An 851-nucleotide genomic window follows, 5' to 3' on the forward strand; every position below is an offset into this window, starting at 1 on the left:
GCGTTCTGGCCGAAGCGCGCCATCACGATGCCCGAGGCCACCTCGCCCTCGCCGTTGAGCTCGGCGATGCCGCGCCGCTCGGCCGGCACCAGCTCGACGCGGGCGACGTCGCCCACCCGCACCGGGGTGCCGCGCTCGGCCTTGAGCACGATGCCGGCGATGTCGTCCACGCTGCGCAGGTAACCACGCCCGCGCACCATGTATTCCTTCTCGGCGAGCTCCACCACGCGGCCGCCGACGTCGCGGTTGGAGGCGCGGATCGCCTGCGTGACCGCATCGAGCGTGATGCCGTAGCCCGCCAGGCGCAGCGGATCGACCGTGACCTGGTACTCGCGCACGAAGCCGCCGATGCTGGCGACCTCCGACACGCCCTGCGCCTTGGTGAGCTGGTAGCGCACGTACCAGTCCTGCAGGCTGCGCGTGTCGGCCAGGCTCATGTCCTTGCCGAGCACCGCGTACTGGTACACCCAGCCCACGCCGGTCGCGTCCGGGCCGATCTGCGGCGCCACGCCCTGCGGCAGGCGGCCGGCAGCGGTGCTCAGGTACTCGAGCACGCGCGAGCGCGCCCAGTAGATGTCGGTGCCGTCCTCGAAGATCACATACACGTAGGACGCGCCGAACATCGAGAAGCCGCGCACCACCTTGGCGCGCGGCACCGCCAGCATGGAGGTGGTGAGCGGATAGGTGACCTGGTCCTCGACCACCTGCGGCGCCTGGCCGGGATAGTCGGTGTAGACGATCACCTGCACGTCGGACAGGTCGGGCAGCGCGTCGAGCGGCGTGTGCTTGACCGCATACACGCCACCACCGATCAGGAACAGCGTGGCCAGCAGCACCAGGAAGACGTTGCG

1 protein-coding gene is annotated in these 851 nt (G+C 70.3%); it reads right to left on the reverse strand.

Going from position 1 to position 851, the window contains the following annotated elements; translation table 11 throughout:
- On the reverse strand, positions 1-851 hold an 851-nt coding region (locus C665_RS19735), incomplete at both ends, for an efflux RND transporter permease subunit (RefSeq protein WP_004330576.1).

This window comes from Thauera aminoaromatica S2 (assembly GCF_000310185.1).
In the GTDB taxonomy this organism is placed as follows: domain Bacteria; phylum Pseudomonadota; class Gammaproteobacteria; order Burkholderiales; family Rhodocyclaceae; genus Thauera; species Thauera aminoaromatica.